Annotated in this window: 14 protein-coding genes and 1 pseudogene; 5 read left to right on the top strand and 10 right to left on the bottom strand. The window is 69.4% G+C overall.

The genetic code is table 11. The features are described 5' to 3' along the window. The 3 genes from ACR2FV_RS02095 to ACR2FV_RS02085 form a co-directional block, all read left to right on the top strand. A partial coding sequence (locus tag ACR2FV_RS02095; RefSeq protein ID WP_434014067.1) for a hydroxymethylglutaryl-CoA lyase occupies positions 1-732 on the top strand: 732 nt, incomplete at its 5' end. After that, on the top strand, positions 729-872 hold the full coding sequence (locus ACR2FV_RS02090; RefSeq protein WP_434014066.1) for a hypothetical protein: 144 nt from the start codon (positions 729-731) through the stop codon (positions 870-872). The genes ACR2FV_RS02095 and ACR2FV_RS02090, both read left to right, overlap by 4 nt. Before the next feature lie 21 nt (positions 873-893). Further along, a complete protein-coding gene (locus tag ACR2FV_RS02085; RefSeq protein WP_434014065.1) occupies positions 894-1,226 on the top strand; it encodes an NUDIX domain-containing protein in 333 nt (110 codons plus the stop codon). A gap of 5 nt (positions 1,227-1,231) precedes the next feature. On the opposite strand, the gene ACR2FV_RS02080 is transcribed toward ACR2FV_RS02085, so the two are convergent. Together ACR2FV_RS02080 and ACR2FV_RS02075 are read right to left on the bottom strand one after the other, a co-directional pair. Continuing rightward, positions 1,232-2,857, bottom strand: a complete 1,626-nt coding sequence (locus ACR2FV_RS02080) for an FAD-binding oxidoreductase (RefSeq protein WP_434014064.1) — start codon at positions 2,855-2,857, stop codon at positions 1,232-1,234. 135 nt (positions 2,858-2,992) lie between these two features. Further along, on the bottom strand, positions 2,993-3,352 hold the full coding sequence (locus ACR2FV_RS02075) for a hypothetical protein (protein WP_434014063.1): 360 nt from the start codon (positions 3,350-3,352) through the stop codon (positions 2,993-2,995). Positions 3,353-3,411: 59 nt separating this feature from the next. Here ACR2FV_RS02075 and ACR2FV_RS02070 point away from each other — a divergent pair, with 59 nt between their 5' ends. Further along, positions 3,412-3,879, top strand: coding sequence for a nuclear transport factor 2 family protein (locus ACR2FV_RS02070; RefSeq protein ID WP_434014062.1), 468 nt, complete (start codon positions 3,412-3,414; stop codon positions 3,877-3,879). 110 nt (positions 3,880-3,989) lie between these two features. Here ACR2FV_RS02070 and ACR2FV_RS02065 read toward each other — a convergent pair whose 3' ends face one another. From ACR2FV_RS02065 to ACR2FV_RS02030, 8 genes are all read right to left on the bottom strand, one after another. Next, on the bottom strand, positions 3,990-4,376 hold the full coding sequence (locus ACR2FV_RS02065; protein ID WP_434014061.1) for a Fur family transcriptional regulator: 387 nt from the start codon (positions 4,374-4,376) through the stop codon (positions 3,990-3,992). Beyond that, a complete protein-coding gene (locus ACR2FV_RS02060) occupies positions 4,373-5,383 on the bottom strand; it encodes a metal ABC transporter permease (RefSeq protein WP_434014060.1) in 1,011 nt (336 codons plus the stop codon). Before ACR2FV_RS02060 ends, ACR2FV_RS02065 begins: the two co-directional genes overlap by 4 nt. Further along, a complete protein-coding gene (locus ACR2FV_RS02055; protein WP_434014059.1) occupies positions 5,383-6,210 on the bottom strand; it encodes a metal ABC transporter ATP-binding protein in 828 nt (275 codons plus the stop codon). The genes ACR2FV_RS02060 and ACR2FV_RS02055 overlap by 1 nt, the downstream gene beginning before the upstream one ends. After that, positions 6,207-7,187 (bottom strand): metal ABC transporter solute-binding protein, Zn/Mn family, encoded by a 981-nt coding sequence (locus tag ACR2FV_RS02050; RefSeq protein ID WP_434014058.1) that lies wholly within the window; start codon positions 7,185-7,187, stop codon positions 6,207-6,209. The genes ACR2FV_RS02055 and ACR2FV_RS02050 overlap by 4 nt, the downstream gene beginning before the upstream one ends. A 195-nt stretch (positions 7,188-7,382) precedes the next feature. Next, positions 7,383-8,444 carry a phosphatase PAP2 family protein gene (locus ACR2FV_RS02045; protein WP_434014057.1) on the bottom strand — a complete coding sequence of 354 codons (1,062 nt, stop codon included), beginning with the start codon at positions 8,442-8,444 and terminating at the stop codon, positions 7,383-7,385. Between the two features lie 82 nt (positions 8,445-8,526). Further along, complete coding sequence (locus ACR2FV_RS02040; protein ID WP_434014056.1) at positions 8,527-9,900, bottom strand: TrpB-like pyridoxal phosphate-dependent enzyme; 1,374 nt, start codon at positions 9,898-9,900, stop codon at positions 8,527-8,529. Positions 9,901-9,922: 22 nt separating this feature from the next. Then, positions 9,923-10,282: a GPP34 family phosphoprotein gene (locus ACR2FV_RS02035; RefSeq protein ID WP_434014055.1), complete on the bottom strand. Its 360-nt coding sequence runs from the start codon at positions 10,280-10,282 to the stop codon at positions 9,923-9,925. A 628-nt stretch (positions 10,283-10,910) separates the two neighbouring features. Further along, positions 10,911-12,062, bottom strand: a complete 1,152-nt coding sequence (locus tag ACR2FV_RS02030; protein ID WP_434014054.1) for a DUF2332 domain-containing protein — start codon at positions 12,060-12,062, stop codon at positions 10,911-10,913. Positions 12,063-12,181: 119 nt separating this feature from the next. Here ACR2FV_RS02030 and ACR2FV_RS02025 point away from each other — a divergent pair. Continuing rightward, positions 12,182-12,531 (top strand): annotated as a pseudogene (locus ACR2FV_RS02025) (hypothetical protein); the annotation flags it as partial.

Raw genomic sequence — 12,531 nt, 5'->3', positions numbered from 1 at the left:
TTTGGAGACGCCGCGGAACCCATCGAGTTTCTCGCCCCTGCGTGGCTGGGCCGCCGCCGACCGCTGCTGGTGCCCAACGAGCGTGGACTGGACCGGGCCCTGGAGGCCGGAGTGTCGTCGGTCGCGGTGTTCGGCAGCGCCACCGAGACCTTCGCCCGCAAGAATCTCAACCGCAGCGTCGCCGAGTCGATCGCCATGTTCGAGCCGGTGGTCCGCAGAGCCCTGGATGACGGCGCCTGGGTGCGCGCCTACGTCTCGATGTGCTTCGGCGACCCGTGGGAGGGACCGGTGTCGATGGCCCAGGTCGTCGAGGTCTGCTCCCGGCTGATGGACCTGGGCTGTGACCAGCTTTCGATCGGTGACACCATCGGGGTCGGCACACCGGGACACGTGGAGCGCCTGCTCGACGCGCTGGACGAGGCGGGCGTCGGCAGTGACCAGATCGGGGTGCACTTCCACGACACCTACGGCCAGGCGCTGGCCAACACGATGGCCGCCCTGGCTCGTGGGGTCACGGTCGTCGACGCCTCCACGGGGGGACTCGGCGGCTGCCCCTACGCCAAGTCGGCCACCGGCAACCTGGCCACCGAGGACCTTGTGTGGGCGCTTGACGGCTTGGGCATCGAGCACGGGGCCGACCTGCGTGCGTTGGTGCAGACCAGTGTGTGGATGGCAGAGCAGCTGGGCCGTCCCTCCCCGAGCCGGGTGGTCCGGGCGCTGGCCGGATCGTGACCGGATCGGGACAGGACCCGGCGGTCCTGGGTGAGTGCGCCGAGGCCACCCCGACCGACTACCGGCCGCCGCCGCGGATCCGGGTCGTGGTCGTCGCCCTGATCGTCCACCCCCACCGACCGGCCATCTTCGTCGGCTAGTTCGCCGACCGTGCCGGGCGAGTGCGGCACCGACCGTGCGGCGGGGGCATCGAGTTCGGCGAGACTTCCCGCGAGGCGTTGCACCGCGAGTTCGCCGAGGAGTTCGACACCGTGATTGACGTGGGGCCGCGACTGGCCGTGTGGGAGAACCTGTTCACCTTCAACGACGCACCCGGGCACGAGTGGATCGTCGTCCACGAGGCCTCCTTCCGGGACGAGCGCTTCCTCGACGACGCCCGGTGGCCGGTGGCCGACGCCCCCACGGACGTCGGCGTCTGGCGCTCGCTTGCCGGCGCGCACGGCATACCGCTGCGTCCCGATGGTCTGGAGACGTTGGTGCGCCGAGCGCCCTGAGGAGCTCACGAGTAGCGGGCGAACAGGCTGTTCTGAAATCGCAGCGCGGGGTCATATCGACGCTTGGCAGCGAAGAAGTCATCCAGCCCGGGGTAGGCCTGTGCGACCTGGGCGCGGGTGTAGTGCTGCTGGTACGGCAGGTAGAAGGTGCCCCCGTGATCGAGCGCGGCGCCCACCAGCTCGCGGGTCAGATCGGCCATGTCGGCGTTGCCGGCGTCGCTGACGTCCTGGCTCAGGTAGAGCACCAGGGAGAACCGGTCGCCCTGTGCGTAGTCGAGCGCGATGTCCTCGGCGTGCACGACCCGGATGGAGGCGTTGAGCAGCTGAGCCTCGTGTGTGCCGAGCTCGGCGCGGAGCTCGTCGATGAACGGCACGAGCCGGTCGTAGGGCAGGAAGTACTCATGCAGGACGTCGGTGTACTGGGGCAGCTGGTTCTCCAGGAGCTCCAGGCTCTCGTACATCGCCTGGTTGCGGGCGATCATGCACGCCTCGGTCTCCCGCAGCGCCTCGTTGCGGGCCCGAGTGCAGCCGCGCACTCGGGGGAGCAGGTCGCGCTGTGCGCTCCACTTCATCCGCTGGCCGAGGTCCCCCGTGCGCGCGAGGTTGATCACGAGGCGACCCACCCGATCCGAGCTGCGGGCTTTCAGCGGGGGGATCGGCTCCTCGGCGCTGACTCGGCGGTAGGTGTAGACAATCGCCTCCTCGAGCAGGTTCTCCGGCGAGGTCGACAGGTGCGTGTAGCTGAGCCTGGCCGAGTCGTCACCGGCCACGTCGTTCGCGAAGAACTCGGGGAACGAGCGGTAGTCGACGACGTCACTACGCAGCCGATAGACCTCGCTGTCGACCAGATCCAGCTCCACCTCGAGCACGACGCCGAACAGCCCGTAGCCACCGATCACCGAGCGGAACAGCTCCGGCTCCTGCTCGCGGCTGACCCGGTGCACCGTGCCATCGGCGAGCATCACCCGCATCGAGCGGATCGTGGAGGACAGGCTGCCGGTGCGGAAGTCCAGGCCGTGCGCGTTGACCGACACCGTGCCGCCGACGCTGAGCACGTCGATGCTCGGCATCGTCGCCACCGACAATCCCACCGGGTGGACGGCCTCGAGCACCTCGTGCCAGGGGGCGCCTGCCTGCACCGTGGCGGTCCGGCGTCCTTCGTCGACGCTCACGCGGGCCATCCCGCGCATGTCGAGCACCAGGGCGCCGGGGTAGGCGGCCTGCCCGCCCATCGCGTGCCGGGTGCCCGCGATCGAGACCACGAGGTCGTGCTGCTCGGCGAAGGCAAGCGCCTGTCGGACGTCGGCGACGCTGGTCGGGCGGACCACGCCATACACCTGGGTGCGGTTCAGACAGCTGGCGTCGTTGACCGTGCCGCCGCGCTGAGCAAGCGTCCCGGCGTATGCAGCGCCAGTGGTGCCGGTCGGGCGTGGCGGCGTGACGTCCGGGGCGGGGGTCGGGGCCACGCGCACGACACAGTCTTTGGCCGAAGCAGGAGCACCCGACCACACGGCGAGCTGTTGTCCGCCCACCGTGAGCATGATGAGGAGCGCGGCGATGACGATGAACAACCGGATCCGTCTCCGGCGGGCGGCCCGGGGACGCTGCTGCGGGCTCGTGGACGCGCTCACCCCTGACCCCGGACGGAGGCCTCAACGTCCGGCAGCCGCATGGTGCCCGCGCAGGTCATACGCCATCTGAGCACAGCTCACGGTGGCCGCTGCAACCTGCTCCCCGGCGCCTGGGCGCTGGTGGACGGGGCCGGGCTACGGCTGACCCGCAGACGGCCCGTAGGCAGCGCACTGACGGCGTATGATCTCGCGCATCGATGTGCCGCGTGCCACGCCATACACCGTGCCGGGGAAGTCCAGTGGCTCCTGCACCGCCCACAGCTCGCAACCTTGTCCGGCGCGCGAGCCGGGGAACATCGACGCCCCGGTGGCGATGAACACCTCGTCCTCGACCGTCGTGCCGTTGAGGTGGGTATGCGGGCCGACCAAGACGGCGTCGCCGACGCGCAGCGGGTGGTCGGCCCGAGGTCGGCGTTGAGCACGGTGCCGTGCAGCACCCGCGAGTGAGCGCCGATCGTCACGTCCCCGGTGATGACGGCGGACGGTGCGATCCATGCGGTCGAGTCGATCCGGCCCGTCTGCGCAGCCTATGCGGGGGCCCCTACCCTGAGCGTGTGGACATCGAGGCACGGCTCGACCGGGTGGAGAGCGAGGCGGCGATCCGGCGCCTGGCTCACGAGTACTGCCACGGGGCGGACAAGCGAGACCGGAGGCGATTCGCCGACGTGTGGGCACCGGACGGCGTGTGGGTCGTCTCCGACGAACAGGAGTTCGCCGGGGTCGACGCGATCTGTGGCGCCGTGGCCCAGCAGTGGGAGTGGTTCAGCCAGATGCAGCACTGGACGTCCAACCACGTGGTGACCTTCGATGCGCAGGACCCCGATGTCGCGTCCGGAGAGGCGGACGTGCGGGTGGCCATCCACAGCCGCGACGGCACCTGGTGGCACGGGGGCGGCACCTACGTGGACGACTACATCCGCTCCGAGGGGAGGTGGCGGATCAGCCGCCGGCGGGTCAGCGGGACTTTCGCGTCAAAGGGCCATGCCCCGCCGTCGCCTCAGCGCAAAGCCACCGACGCGTGACCCGGAGGCGCATCGGCCTCGGCTGAGCGGATGAATGTGACGCTCCTGACGCTGTGGCGTCAGCTTCGTCACATTCATCGGTGCGGTCTGCTGCGGGCGCGGGCTGCCGGTCAGTGGTCGGAGCAGGTGCCGAAGATCTCCAAGGTGTGCGCCACGTCGCGGAAACCGTGCTCAGCGGCGACCCGCTCGGTCCACTGCTCCACCGTCGGTCCCTCGACCTCCACCGTGCGGCCACAGTCACGGCATACCAGGTGGTGGTGGTGCCCGGTGCTGCACATCCGGTAGGCAGCCTCGCCGTCGTCGGTGCGCAGCACGTCGACCTCGCCGGCCGCAGCCAGGGCCGTGAGGGTGCGGTAGACGGTGGCCAGCCCGACACTCTCGCCTGCCCCGCGCATCCGGGCGTGCAGGTCCTGGGCCGAGGTGAAGTCCTCGATCTCCCCGAGCCGGGCGGTGACTGCCGCCTGTTGGCGGGTGGGGCGTCGAGTCGAGGGGCTCATCGGCTGCTCCGTTCGGCGGTCTGGGTCTGCTCATCGACGGCGTCGTCGTGGTGCTCGTCGTAGTGGCCACCGTGTGCGGCGTGCCGATGGCCGTCGTGCAGGTAGTCGACATGGTCCTTGTGCGGCACCGCGGGGTGCCCACAGTCCGCTCCGTGCTCATGAGTATGCCGTTCAGCCATCCGGTGCCGCCGGGCCGCCAGGGGGCTCAGCGCAACCCGCCCCACCACGACGACCAGGAACATGCCGATCGCCAGGAGCACGATCGTTCCCCCGGTCGCGGTGTCGGCATAGAACGAGGTCACGACCCCACCGACGGCCGCGAGCACTCCGAAGCCCGACGCCCACCAGATCGCCGTGCGGAAGCTCGTGGCCACCTGCTGGGCCGCGGCGTTGGGCACGATCATCAGCGCACTGATCAGCAGCAGTCCCACGACGCGCATGGCCACGACGACGGTGATGGCGGTCAGCGCGGCCAGCAGCAGGTTGAGAGCGACGACGGGCAGACCGCTCGCCCGGGCATACTCCTCGTCACCGGCGACCGCGAAGAAGCGCTGCCGCAGCACGGTCGTGACCACGACGATCGCCGCCGACAGCACGCCGAAGACCACGAGGTCCGCAGGCGTGGTGGTGGTGATCGCGCCGAACAGGTAGCCGGTCAGGTTGGAGGTCTGGCTGCCGTCGACCTTGTTGATGATCACCACGCCGGCGGCGATCCCGCCGTAGAACATGATGGCCAGGGCGACGTCACCGCTGGTGCGCCCCCGCATCCGGATCAGCTCGATCCCGATGCCGGCCGCCAGCGCGGCCACCAGGGCGGTGAGCAGGGGCTGCTGGTCCAGCAGGACACCGATTGCCACTCCCGCCAGAGCCACGTGCCCCATGCCGTCGCCGATCAACGAGAGCCGTCGCTGGACCAGGAAGATGCCGACCAGCGGCGCGGACAGCCCGACGAAGAAGGCGGCCAGCAGGGCATAGCGCATGAAGTCCAGCGCAAGCAGATCGGCCATCAGCGCACCTGGGTCGAGGTCGTCGACCCGGTGTCGTAGGGGCCCCGCATCAGGTGGTGCCGACGGCTGTCCACCTCGTCGTGGTGGTCCCCGCCACCACGGTGCGTCTGGTGCGCCACCGACTCCACGTGGGAGGCGTAGCCGGCCGGGGTGCCGTCGAACGTCACCTGGCCTGCGTCCATCTCGACGATGTGGTCCACGATGCCCTGCAGAGCGGCCAGCTCGTGCGTGACCACCAGCATCGTGACGCCGGTGTCCACCAGCCGGCGCAGCACCTGAAGCAGTCCCTCCTGAGAGGCGTGGTCCACCCCGGCGGTCGGCTCGTCCATGATCAGCAGGGTGGGCTCGCTGACCAGCGCCCGCGCGATGAGGACCCGCCGCTGCTGGCCTCCCGAGAGGGTGGCGACGTCGGTCCTGGCCCGGTCGGCCAGGTCCACGGTCGACAGGGCAGCGTTGACGAGCTCAGCGTCGCGACGGTTGGGTGGCCGCCACCAGGGGCGGTGCGGCAGCCGACCCGTCGAGACCACCTCACGCACGGTGGAGCGCACCGAGCCGGACAGGGTATGCCGTTGCGGGACGTAGCCCAGCCGGCTGCGGTCCGAGCGTCTGGTCACCGGCGCTCCGAGCACCTCGAGCTCGCCGGCCAGGTGCTCGTTGAGCCCGAGCAGACCCCGGACCAGGGTCGACTTCCCCGACCCGTTGGGACCCAGCAGTGCCAGCACCTCACCGGAGGCCATCTCGAAGGTGAGGTCGGACACGACGGCGTGCCCGGCATACCCGAAGGCAGCCGAGCGCGCCGACACGACCGGTAGGACGTCGGCGGTCACGAGCAGCCTTGACCTTCGCGCAGGGCGTCCAGGTTGGCGCGCATGATCTCAATGTAGTCCTCGCCGGGGGAGGAGTCGGTGACTCCTTCGACGGGGTCCAGGACCTGGACCTTTGCCCCGGTCTCGTTGGCGACGGTCTCGGCGATGTCGGAGCCGGGCAGGACCTCGGAGTAGACGGTCGTGGCGTCGACCTCCTCCACGATCTCGCTGACCTGCGCCAGGCGCGCCGCCGACGGCTCGGAGTCCGGCTCCAGTCCGGTGATGCCGATCTGATGGAACCCGTAGGGCTCGGCGATGTAGCCGAAAGCCGCATGGGTCGTGATCATGTCCTCCTGGGTGCACGACGCCAGCCCCGTGTCGTACTCCGCCTTCAGCGTGGTCAGCTCGGCGACCAGCTCGTCGGCGTTGGCCCGGTATGCCTCGGCGTTGTCGGGATCGGCCTGCCCCAGCCGGTCGGCGATCGCCTGCGAGACGCCGGCCATCCGCTCGGGGTCGAGCCAGAAGTGCGGATCGGTGGCACCGTGGCCGTGCTCGTCCTCGCTGTGGCTCCCCTCCTCCTCGGTGTGGGCCTCCTCGGTGTCGTGCTCGTGCTCGTCCTCGCTGCTGGTCTCGATCAGATCCGCGGCGCTGTTGACGTCGAAGGAGTGGTCGCTCGCCTGGCCCTCGACGGCGTCGTCGACGCCGGGCTGGAGGCCGGAGGAGTAGATGACCAGGTCCGCCTCCTGCACACCGGCCACGCTCTGCGGGCTCAGCTCGGCATCGTGCGGGTCGACGCCCGTTGAGGTCAACGTCTGCACGGTGGCCAGGTCTCCGACGATCCGGTTGGTCGCGAACTCCAACGGGTAGAAGCTCACCACCACGTCCATCCCCTCTTGCCCGTCCGCGGCGGCACCGGAATCATCCGAACCACCGCAGCTCGAGAGGACCAGAGCGGCGACGGGCAGGGCGGCAAGGGCAGCGAGGCGCGTTGAGGTCATGGCCCACAGTCTCGGACAAAATGATAACCATTGTCAAAATCAGTCTCATCGCAGCGCCCAAGCAGGATGATGGTGACGTTGTGGCCGCTACAGCGACACCTATGTCGCATTCATCGGTGCGGGCTCCCGGCTGCCCGACGCGGTGGCCCACGGCTCACCGGCGCCCGGAGACCGCATACCCAGGTGCGGGAGTCCTCAGTGGGGGACGAGCTGCTCGGTGGAGACCTGTGCCTGGGTGCGGGACAGCGAGTCACTGGCCTTGCGAGTGCCCAGCCAGCCGAGCCAGACCGAGAGTCCACCGATCACGAGGCCGGCGACGTCGTCGACGATGTAGTGCCACCCGAAGTAGATGGTCGAGACGACGGTCAGCACGAAGAAGACCCACATCGTCCAGCGCACCACCTTGGGGAAGCCCGCCAGGTGCACGATGAGGGCCGCGGTGAAGACGATCGAGGTATGCAGCGAGGCGAACGCCGCGATGCTGGAGACCGACATGGTCGACAGGGGGTCGGCGAGCACGTTGGACCGGGCGCGCAACATGCCGGACTGCAATGCGCTCACCCCGGTCTCGGGCAGGTCGTAGAACCGCCAGCGGAACTCGGCGAACGGGCCGGAGGCCGGGATCATGTAGTAGCTGGCGGTGCCGAGCGACCAGTTCAGGCACAACGCCGTGGTGTACCAGAGGCCCAGCGTCACGTCGCGCGACCAGACCAGTGCCGCAGCCAGGGAGATCGGCACGAACAGCAGGAAGGAGATGTAGACAAAGGACAGGACGTGCGCCGAGACCCCCGTGCCCAGCACTTCGTGCAGCAGGTCACCGGGGTGGTGACCGAAGGCCAGCACGTCGTCCGAATACATCAGAGCAAGATCCTCGGACTGCGCGCGCACCATCGGCAGGAAGCTCTTGAGGTTGCGGTAGCCGACATAGGTGACGTAGAAGCTGGCGAGCGCCACCAGGACGACGACGAGCCGCTCCCAGGGCCATCGATGGGCGATGACGTGGCGCAGGGCCGGGCGCAGGTTGGTCAGTCCGCGAGCTCGGATGAGGGTGCGCGGCACGATGTCGGCCACGATGAACAGCCCCAGAATGGCCGGAAGGCGGAGCCAGCTCGGTCCGAGAAATCCGTCCGGGTCGCGCAACGGCAACCCGAGGAGCAGCGCACCGAGCACAGCGAGTCCACCCGTGGTCAAGGCGACCGTGACGGCCAGACCGAGACCGCGACCGCGCGTGAACAAGCGATGAACTACCGATGGCATTCATTCATTGTGCCGGTTGATGGGTGGGGGTTGTCCACTTCGACACGTGTAATGTCCGTCACCGTCCAATCACGAACGCTGCTCAGTCGAGGATGGGCACGCCCTGCAGTGCAGCAGATATCTGCTCGTCGGGCAGGTCGTAGTCGACCATCTGACCGCTGAGATACTGCTCGTATGAGGCAAGGTCCAGGTGGCCATGGCCGCACAGTGCGGTCAGGATCACCTTCTCCTGCCCGGACTCCTTGCACACGAGCGCCTCGCGGATGGCGGCGGCCAGAGCATGGGTCGGCTCGGGGGCCGGAACGATCCCCTCGGCCTTGGCGAACTGCAGCGCCGCCGCAAAGCACTCGGTCTGCGGGACCGAGATCGCCTCGACCATGCCCTGCTCGTGCAGATGCGAGACCAGCGGGCTCATCCCGTGGTAGCGCAGCCCGCCGGCGTGGATCGGCTCGGGGATGAAGTCGTGCCCCAGGGTATGCATCTTCATCAGCGGGGTCAGCCCCGCGGTGTCTCCGAAGTCGTAGCGGTACTCGCCCTTGGTCAGGGTCGGACACGCGGCGGGCTCGACGCAGCGGATAGTCGGACTCATCCGGCCGGCCAGCTTCTCGCGCAGGAACGGGAAGGACAGGCCGCCGAAGTTGGACCCGCCACCGGTGCAGCCGACCAGCAGGTCGGGAGTCTCGCCGACCTTGGCCAGCTGCAGCAGCGCCTCCTCGCCGATGATCGTCTGATGCAGCAGCACGTGGTTCAGCACCGAGCCCAGGGCGTAGCGCGTCAAGGGGTCGGCCACCGCCATGCTGACCGCCTCGGAGATGGCGATGCCGAGCGACCCCGGCTGGTCGGGGTCCTGCGCCAGCAGCGAGCGGCCGTAGTCGGTGACCTCCGAGGGGCTGGAGTGCACCGTGGCACCCCAGATCTGCATCATCGTCCGGCGGTGCGGCTTGGCGCGGTAGGACGCCGCGACCTGCCACACCTCGCACTCCATGCCGTACTGCGCCGTCGCGAAGGCCAACGCGCTGCCCCACTGGCCCGCCCCGGTCTCGGTGGTCAGCTTGGTGATGCCCTCCTGGTGGTTGTAGTAGGCCTGCGGCACCGCGGTGTTGGGCTTGTGCGACCCGGCCGGGCTGACCCCCTCGTACTTGTAGTAGATCCGCGCGGGGGTGTCCAGCAGCGCCTCGAGACGCCGCGCCCGAAACAGCGGGCTCGGTCTCCACAGCCGGTAGACGTCGAGCACCCCGCCGGGGATGTCGACATACCGCTGCGTCGTGACCTCCTGCTCGATGAGCGCCGTCGGGAACAGCGGCGCGAAGTCGTCCGGCCCGGCCGGCTCGTGCGTGCCCGGGTGCAGGGCCGGTGGCGGCGGCTCCGGCAGATCGGCGACCAGGTTGTACCACTGCGTCGGCAGCTCGGACTCGTCGAGCAGGATCTTGCTGTATGTCGTGTCGCCGGTGGCCATGTCAGGCACCCTAGCGCTGTGCTCAGGGCAGCAGGTCGATGGTCGAGACAAGGTCTCCGACGAAGCCCAGGGCGTCGAAGGAGTCGTAGATCGGGCTCAGACCGGTGCGGACGGCGTCGTACTGGCTCAATGCCCACGCGGTGCTCACGGGGCACTCGCGGGCCAGTCGCTCGGCGGCTATGGCGACGTCGGCAGGCATGTCGGGGAGGATCTCGGGCGCCAGCTGCATACCTGCTACGAGCGTGATCAGCACGGTCTCCCGCTCATCCGGTGGACGCTGTCGAGTGAGCACCTCCCGCAGCCCCGTGCGCACCGCATACTCGCGGTGAGCATCGATCTGAGGGTAGCGCCGCCCGCGCAGCGTGCGCCTCGAGTCCAGCACGCGGTGGTCCCCCGGCCGGCGGTGGCCCGGGCGGCCCGGTCCAGGAGCTCATCCTGCACATGCACGGTTGGTACGCGGTGCAGCCGACCGGAGCGAGGCCCCCCCGTCGCCCGGCTCGAGGTGCACCGCGCCGAGCAGCCGCAGCTCGAGGATCAGGGCGATCGCCAACCCATCCAACCGCTGGCGCTGGATCGTCCTGGAGCCGGATGCGTCATCTGTGCACAGGAGCAGTAGGTCCTCGGCAAGCAAGATGGTCATTCCCCGATGTACTCTCCGGACCGTTGGGCGGCTGACGCGTCCACGGTGGTCTCTTCAGCGAGGCAGCGCGAGGTAGGCGATGACGAGCACCACGTAGAGGGCCGGCACGAGTAGAGCCGCACCCACCGCAGCCGTTCGGTGTATCCCGTCCGCAGATAGGGCGCACCATGTGTCCGCTGGAGATCCGCTCGATGTCGTCGAAGGGCAGCATCGTCTCTTTTTGACGGCGACTTTGCCGGCCTCCAGCAACCTGACGTCTCGCATCATCGTGCTGGACACGCGCTGTGTGGCCGACATGCAGCCCGCCGCGCTGGTCCGTCTCAGGTCGACCGGCGCGGGCCACGACGGGCATCCCCTCCATGGCTCGATCCTAAGACTTGTCGGAGAATCTGACGGGCTCCGGCAGGACCTCGACCCAGCGGCCGTGCAAGTCGGCATGGGCAAGCAGCGGCCCCGAACCGCCGGGCCAGGTGCGCAGCTGCACGGCGGCTCGGTCTCCCCTCAGCGGGTCAGGCTCGAAGCTGAGCCGCATCAGCGGTGCGAATACCGTGGCGCGTCGCCCCGCGTCCTCGATCGCGTGGGTGATGGCGTTGCGGGCCGCTACCGGGATGTACTGCCAGACGATGGACTGGAAGACCAGCACCGGCCGCTGCCCGGTCAGCGTCGCCAGCAGGGTTGGCAGGTCAGCGGCGGTGTCGTCGGTCTGGATCAGCCTTGCCGGGACGGTCCGGGACACCTCGATGGCGGCGTCGAGGCGCTCCCGCCGCTCGCTCTGATCCGGCCACAGATAGCTGCGCAGCCGCAGGGCCATCGCCTCGTCGCGGGGGTCGATCGGGTGCGGGTCGAGGCCCCACCGTGCGTCGACCCGCCACGGGTGCAGGGCCGGTGCGTGCCTGTGCCAGTCGGGGGACAGCTGGACGATCGAGTCCGGGTCGCCGCCGACCGCTCGCGAGCCGTCGGCATACCCGAAGCGGTCGAGCCGCAGGTTCAGACCCGCCGAGCAGCCGATCTCGACCAACGCGATCCCGGTCTCCGCATCATCGACACGGGAGTTGCTCTGATCAGGAACGGTGGCGACCTGCTCGGCCAGGGCCGACAGGCCGAGCACGAGCGCGCTCGCTCGGCCGGGCTCGTTGGTCTGCACGGCACGGGCGAGGTAGTCCGTCGTGACCACGGGGTGGGCGCTCAGGGCCTGTCCCAGCTCGTCGGCGAGCAGCCGCGCATCGGGCAAGGGCTCGCAGCGACCACCGCAGGAGGGGTATGCCGTCGCGAGCCGGGGGGCGTCCCCGCGCAGCGCCAACGCATGGGCGGCGCCGAGCAATCGCAGGGGCAGCGCGTGGCCGAACCGCCAACGCTCCATCGGGGCGAGCAGCACGTCATAACGGCCGGACCTCACGTCCTGCGCGACGTGGGGCAGCACCGCGGCGTAGAGCGGCGAACCCAGCTCGGCACAGCTGCGGGCTTGGGCCGCGAACCAGCCCGCCAGGAGCTCGCGAGGCCCCTCCGCATTTTCCTCGGCCATGCCTCCACGGTCTCAGACAACGAACGGTGGGGGGTGTGTCGGACCTCTGTCCTAGGTTGAGAACAGATGGAAACGACCAGGCGGTAGCGACCAGATGATCTTGACTCGGGAGGTGTGACATGGCGGCGGTGACGGGCTGGGGCGAGCCGACCGGGCATGGCGAAGCTGGTCATGCCGAGCAGGCCGGTGCTGTTGAGGCTCGGTGGGCGCCGGTGACGCGAGCGATCGGGGTGCTGGCCGAGTCGGTGCAACAGACCGTGCGGTGCACCGAGGCCGAGATCGCTTCGGGTTTGGCGGTGTTGGACCGGGCGCACGCCCAAGCCCAACGGTGCGTGCTGGCCATGCTGGTCGAGGGGCACTCGCGGGGGTTGCACCTGGACACCGGGTTGAGCGTGCATGACTGGGTCGCGGCGCGGTGCCCGGGGTTGACCCGTGCTGCGGTGTCGGATCTGGCCGCGGTGGTCAAGGC

Origin of the sequence: Ornithinimicrobium sp. (assembly GCF_051004135.1) — a bacterium.
Lineage (GTDB): Bacteria > Actinomycetota > Actinomycetes > Actinomycetales > Dermatophilaceae > Ornithinicoccus.
This window is presented reverse-complemented; position numbering and strand designations above follow the sequence as displayed.

What these genes read in the sequence shown, in the direction of transcription:
- ACR2FV_RS02075 (WP_434014063.1), bottom strand. Translation starts at nt 3,352, where the DNA reads ATGGATCGCACCGTCCGCCGTCATCACCGGGGACGTGACGATCGGCGC.
- ACR2FV_RS02050 (WP_434014058.1), bottom strand. Translation starts at nt 7,187, where the DNA reads ATGACCTCAACGCGCCTCGCTGCCCTTGCCGCCCTGCCCGTCGCCGCT.
- ACR2FV_RS02045 (WP_434014057.1), bottom strand. Translation starts at nt 8,444, where the DNA reads ATGCCATCGGTAGTTCATCGCTTGTTCACGCGCGGTCGCGGTCTCGGT.
- ACR2FV_RS02060 (WP_434014060.1), bottom strand. Translation starts at nt 5,383, where the DNA reads ATGGCCGATCTGCTTGCGCTGGACTTCATGCGCTATGCCCTGCTGGCC.
- ACR2FV_RS02065 (WP_434014061.1), bottom strand. Translation starts at nt 4,376, where the DNA reads ATGAGCCCCTCGACTCGACGCCCCACCCGCCAACAGGCGGCAGTCACC.
- ACR2FV_RS02040 (WP_434014056.1), bottom strand. Translation starts at nt 9,900, where the DNA reads ATGGCCACCGGCGACACGACATACAGCAAGATCCTGCTCGACGAGTCC.
- ACR2FV_RS02030 (WP_434014054.1), bottom strand. Translation starts at nt 12,062, where the DNA reads ATGGCCGAGGAAAATGCGGAGGGGCCTCGCGAGCTCCTGGCGGGCTGG.